The following is a 5,286-nucleotide window of genomic DNA, read 5'->3' as shown; positions in this document are numbered from 1 at the left end:
CCCGTATCCCGATTCGCATGGTTACCCATGATTCACCGGTAGAATGCAACAACAGATGAGTTGCTTGCATCGGCTTCCACGAGGCAGCGCACAAACGCTTTTCGAGCAGCATCAATGTCATCGTCGGCCGGATATGAGAGATCAATCTTACCTAAACGTTTGATCTCCTTCTTTACTTCCTTGCTTGTCAGGTAGCTAATGATCGGAAAATCGCCGTCATTTTCCAAATTAGGCAAGTCTCTTGAATCTGCGAGTTTTGTATCGAGTTGCAACGGCGCAATGTCGGCAAGTGTGTCGCCATCGTCGAGCCAGTGTCCAATAGCTCTGCAAAGATGTTCGGCGGCGTATCGGCTTTCGCTACCAGATGCATTGCCACAAATGAGAGACCGCACGGAGTCAATGATCGACGCTTCTGTTGCGGCGGAGTTTGAATCATCGTCATTGTACGCGTAAAACTCGTCGAGAGTCATAGTCGTTGGGTGACCTAGCAGTTTCGCCGCACCGTTTTTCAGTCCAGCTGAAGCTTCGCCGAGAGCGCGATACGTGCTTCGCACGAGGTCAGGGTTTTTGCCGAGAAAATGTATTGCGTCGTGTTTGTTTAGCGTGGAGTAAACCTGAACAACCTGCTCAACTGTAGCATCGCGTTTGTCCAACTCAATGGAACCGTCTTCCAGGACGGCCACCCAGTGGTATTTTCGCTCGATCACATCAATCGGATCTGCAGATGTAAGTTCTTGCACAGCGAGGATTAAATGCTCATCGCCAGAACCGATTGACGATTTGAGACGGTCTAGGTCAATAGCGTATAGAGATGTTGAATAGCTCATGAGGTTTGCATCAGGTTCAATGTAACGTCGGTTCCCAATGTGCACTGCGTTTCATGGATTTCAGTCGGCGAACGTTGGTGGTCACCCGGCGGCGACCCAGGATTTTGTGATCACGACACGACGTTGCCGACGCTCGGGTGCACCGCTTTGTTCTTGCAAGGCGTTCGCAGCGGCGAATCGTCTGCCAAGCGAATCGATCTCACACGACCTCAAGATACCGCCCGGAATGAGACGGAGCAACACACGACAGCCTCGATCAGCAGACCGCAACCGTCGGCCGAAGCATGTACCGCCGTACTAGGCGGGCCTTGGCGTTCGACCGCGGGCATCTCGTACTTGTACTTGTACTCAGCGCAGCGGTACTCGTACTCGGATGCAGTAGGGGACCCCGCCTCACGCTCAACGGCACCATCGAATTCGATCACGCCCCCGGGCAACATCATAACCGTTCGGTCCATCATCGCTTGCATCGCTGGAGACGGTCACGCCCGGCATGTTCATCGGCGCCGGCTTCGAGTACGAGTACGAGTACCGGGCTGCGCCCTAAGTACGAGTACGATCTCTTACATGCCAGAACGAGGTAGTGATCGCCGGTTGGGGTGGCGATAAGTGGATCCTGGGGGCTGTTATCGCCGGTTGGACCTTCGGCTCCCTCGGTGACACGTGGAACGTTATCGCCGGTGCGAGGGAGTGTTCTCGTCGGTTGGCGTTTGCTGAGTATGAGGGGGCTCGATTCCTGGGTCAAGCAAAATTGTTAACGAACTTTCCATCGGAGGCATTGAACTGCAATGCGGTCGTGCAAAGGATCAGCGAAGGTAGTGCTGCGGCGATGCAGGACGGCAGTAAAAACGATTCAGCACTTAGGAATGCCACCCTGCTTTGAATGGTTGTGGGAGTGGGCGATGACCTTTGCTGTAAGACCACCGCAACGGGGACGGAATCTGCTCCGCAGGACCAATTGGGCCAGCTTCTCTTTGCCGAATTGGGTGATTGCAAAGGCCAATTCCATGGCACGCGATTGGTGTATTCAACGGACTAGGAAGTCCATCGTACGACTAAATCAACAGCTTGTTGGCCCCGGTTGAATATCGGAACCGTGGCTATCGCCAAAGCGGCTAACATAAGGAAAGCAGGCCCCAGGCGACTTGGGAATTCACCGCCGACGATGTGATCGCCTTCCTCCGCGACCACCTGCGGCGCAAAACACCTGCTTGCAAACGCCTGAAAATCATTCAGTCGCTGAGTTGCTATCGCCGCTATGTTCAGGCGTCTTCGTTTGATGATCTGAAGTTCATCCAACGCAAACTCGAAGAGCTCACCCGAGCTGAGAAGATCTAGGAAGCGAGATTACAGGAATCGGGTGAAGGCACGACGGAGGAAATCGAAGTCGTTATCGGCCACATCGATCCGAGCGAACTTGAGGAGTTGGGAGTTGGGAGTTGGGAGTTGGGAGTTGGGAGGATTGAAAAAGTTAAATTGACAATTGTAAATTTTGTTGGGTGGGAGTGAGGCCGGGGGGGAAGTGATGCTGATGACAGGCAGGATGCCTATCCCACATGGGACGCGGGGGTGTCGGCGAGTTCGAAGGACTCGACGACGGCACAGCCGCAGGAATCACTCCAGACGTTGACGGAGGTGCGGCACATGTCTAGGACGCGATCGACTGCCAAGATGATGCCTTGCATTTCTAGCGGCAATCCGACGGCGTTCAAAATGATCGCCATCATGACCAACCCGGCATGCGGAATTCCTGCTGCTCCGACGCTGGCCAAAAGTGCCGTCAGCGCCACGACAATCTGCTCGCTCATCTCTAAATTGCGTTCAAAATGCATCTGAGCAATGAACAGCACCGCGACCGCTTCGTAAAGCGCTGTGCCATCCATGTTGATCGTCGCGCCGAGCGGCAGCACAAACGATCCGGTGCGGTTGCTGATCCCGGCGCGTTCTTCGACGCTGGACATCGTCAATGGCAACGTGCCATTGCTGCTGGCACTGCTGAACGCGGTCAATAGCGCCGGCGACATTGCTTTGAAAAATTCGAGCGGACTGCGTTTGGCAACGAATTTCAAAATCAATGGCAACGTGATCAGCGAATGGATCGCCAGCGCGACTGCCACGGCGACGACGTACCACGCCAACGCCATGAAGACGCTGGTGCCTTGCGTCGCGGTGACCGCGGCGATCAAAAAGAAAACGCCGAGTGGCGCGAGTTTGATGATCGCCATCGTCATTGCCATCATCACGTCAAATCCAGCCTTGGCGGCGTCGCCGATCCGCTCGGCCGTTTTGCCGCCGACCGAAATCGTGAACAACGCAAACGCAATCGTGAACGCGATCACCGACAAGAAATTAGAATCGACGACGGCGGCAAACGGATTCTTGGGAATCATCGCCTCGAGTTGTGCGAACAGCACATTGATCAGCGATTCCGCCTCGTGTGCATCAGGATGGGCGCGAGCGACGACATTATCCTTCAGACCTGGGCGAACAACGTTGACCACCAACAATCCGGTGGTGATCGCCAGCATGCTGGTGCAGACGTAATACGTCAGCGTGCGACGAAACATTCGCCCGAGACCTTTAGAGGACCCCAGTCCCAACACTCCGGTCAACAGTGAAGTGATAATCAGCGGGACGGCAACCATTTGCAACATTCGCAAAAACAGTCCGCCCAGCCGCTGCAGCCATCCGCCGACTTGTTTGGCAACGCTCATGCCATGCGTTTCGTAGATCGCAACGGCGACCGGGTCGACGGCGGCGAGCGTTTCAATCGAGCGAAACACGCCTTCTTTCGGATCAACCGGGTCGACGATCCGTTTGACCTGCTCTCCCTGGTCATTGACGTATTCGATCACCGTCGCGCCAGACGTGTCGTGGATCGTGGCCGAATCGATCCCTGGCGGCAGCTCGCTGGGCGTGCCCGGTTGGCGAACCACCGTCGTCGAGCGATCCGAGGCGGTGATGTTCAATGTCACGCCCAGGATGGTTCCAAAAATCATCCCGATCAGGAGTTGCCAATGCAAAGCGAGCCGAAACATTCCAGATTAATCCAATTCGTCAGTGGCGATGACATACGCGGTGGCATGGGTGCGGCAGGCACCTAGCGAAACATGAACTCTCTCGATCCCTCGTTGTTCGGCCCATTGGGACGCGGCACCGGAGAGCAACATGGTTGGTCCTTCGCCTACATGCACCACGATCTCGATGTCGGTCCAACGTACTCCTTGGTACCGACATCGCATCGCTTTCATCGCCGCCTCTTTCGCCGCCCAACGAGTGGCAAACAGCTGAGTCGTGTTTGCCGTTTGAATACAATACTCGATTTCGTTGGCACTGTAGACACGTTCAAGAAATTGTTCGCCATGAGCTTCGATCATCTTGGCGATGCGAACACATTCGACAATTTCCGTTCCGAGTCCGAGGATTGCCATGAAGGACCATTGGGTGAAAAGAAAAGAGAGGGGAACTGCGGCTGCGGAATTACTTCGTGGTAAAGTCTAACACGCGGGCTTTGTCCAGAACTGGTTTTAGAAGTTCGACAAACGCTTCGTGGTCGGGGTGAGGCAAGTACGTCTCGCGTCCCGCTTCGTCGGCGAACGTGACCATGAAGCAATGGGTGAAGCCATCGTCGTGTTTTTCGGGACTGTTGTTGGTGCCCCATTCAAAATCGGTAATCGAATCGATTTTGTTGGGCAGCTCGGCAAACGCTTGCTCGACTTTTGCAACGTCCTCTTCAGACGCGTCGTCTTTGAATTTGAAGAATACCGCGTGTTTGAGTTCCGTTTCATCGTCGGATTTGGCGTCGGTGACTTCATTCGCGTCACCCCAGTAATCGATCACGAACACGTCTTCCATGTGCGGCCGTAGCGTGTCGCCAAATTCTTTGTGTGCCGGGTGAGGCAGGTATTCCGCTCGGCCTGCTTCGTCGGCGAACGACAATAAGAAACAATGAGTAAATCCATCGTCGAGTCCTTCGGGGCTGTTGTTCACACCCCAATCGAAATCGACGATTGAATCAATCTTTGACGGCAGTTGCTCGAACGCCTTGGCGACGGCATCGATTTCTTCGGGCGAAGAGGATTCTTTGAACGAGAAAAAGACGGCATGTCGCAGCACACGTGATTCCTTGGTTGATTCGGATGCATCCGCAGAGGACGAAGTCGATAGAGTTGTGGTCGTCGAGGTTTCGTCGGCGGTACAGCCTGCGGCGAAGGCGACACAGTGGAGAGTCAGTACGGCCAGCGATAAAAATCGAGTGATGATTGTCATGACGTTCAAAGCGAGGGGCGAAGCACTGCGGCTCCGAAACGCAGAACCGGCAAGGTGGGGCAATCGAGGCGTGCTGCGTTTCGGAGATGCAGCACGTCTACTGATCATCGTAACGCTTCGCAGTGGCGGCTTCCATCCTTGACGAATCGCGACTCAGGAATCAGAAAATGTGGGCACCCTCAACCTGCTT

General features: G+C 54.7%; 5 protein-coding genes. All 5 read right to left on the bottom strand.

The window, feature by feature from the left end; all coding sequences use genetic code 11:
• Positions 1-32: 32 nt before the first annotated feature.
• A complete protein-coding gene (locus RMSM_RS00235) occupies positions 33-827 on the bottom strand; it encodes a hypothetical protein (protein ID WP_040763279.1) in 795 nt (264 codons plus the stop codon).
• 209 nt (positions 828-1,036) lie between these two features.
• The gene (locus RMSM_RS00230) at positions 1,037-1,288 is read right to left on the bottom strand and encodes a hypothetical protein (RefSeq protein ID WP_144057251.1); all 252 of its coding nucleotides are present in this window, start codon (positions 1,286-1,288) and stop codon (positions 1,037-1,039) included.
• A gap of 1,086 nt (positions 1,289-2,374) precedes the next feature.
• A complete protein-coding gene (locus tag RMSM_RS00215; protein WP_008689742.1) occupies positions 2,375-3,865 on the bottom strand; it encodes a dicarboxylate/amino acid:cation symporter in 1,491 nt (496 codons plus the stop codon).
• A 6-nt stretch (positions 3,866-3,871) separates the two neighbouring features.
• Positions 3,872-4,258: a holo-ACP synthase gene (acpS, locus tag RMSM_RS00210; RefSeq protein WP_008689740.1), complete on the bottom strand. Its 387-nt coding sequence runs from the start codon at positions 4,256-4,258 to the stop codon at positions 3,872-3,874.
• A gap of 49 nt (positions 4,259-4,307) precedes the next feature.
• Positions 4,308-5,096, bottom strand: a complete 789-nt coding sequence (locus tag RMSM_RS42205) for a Dabb family protein (protein WP_236621940.1) — start codon at positions 5,094-5,096, stop codon at positions 4,308-4,310.
• Positions 5,097-5,286: the final 190 nt, after the last annotated feature.

This window comes from Rhodopirellula maiorica SM1, assembly GCF_000346295.1.
Taxonomy (GTDB): domain Bacteria; phylum Planctomycetota; class Planctomycetia; order Pirellulales; family Pirellulaceae; genus Novipirellula; species Novipirellula maiorica.
Note: the sequence above shows the minus strand (reverse complement) of the source record. Positions and strands in the feature narration are given on the sequence as shown.

What these genes read in the sequence shown, in the direction of transcription:
- RMSM_RS00235 (WP_040763279.1), bottom strand. Translation starts at nt 827, where the DNA reads ATGAGCTATTCAACATCTCTATACGCTATTGACCTAGACCGTCTCAAA.
- RMSM_RS00230 (WP_144057251.1), bottom strand. Translation starts at nt 1,288, where the DNA reads ATGATGGACCGAACGGTTATGATGTTGCCCGGGGGCGTGATCGAATTC.
- RMSM_RS00215 (WP_008689742.1), bottom strand. Translation starts at nt 3,865, where the DNA reads ATGTTTCGGCTCGCTTTGCATTGGCAACTCCTGATCGGGATGATTTTT.
- acpS (WP_008689740.1), bottom strand. Translation starts at nt 4,258, where the DNA reads ATGGCAATCCTCGGACTCGGAACGGAAATTGTCGAATGTGTTCGCATC.
- RMSM_RS42205 (WP_236621940.1), bottom strand. Translation starts at nt 5,096, where the DNA reads ATGACAATCATCACTCGATTTTTATCGCTGGCCGTACTGACTCTCCAC.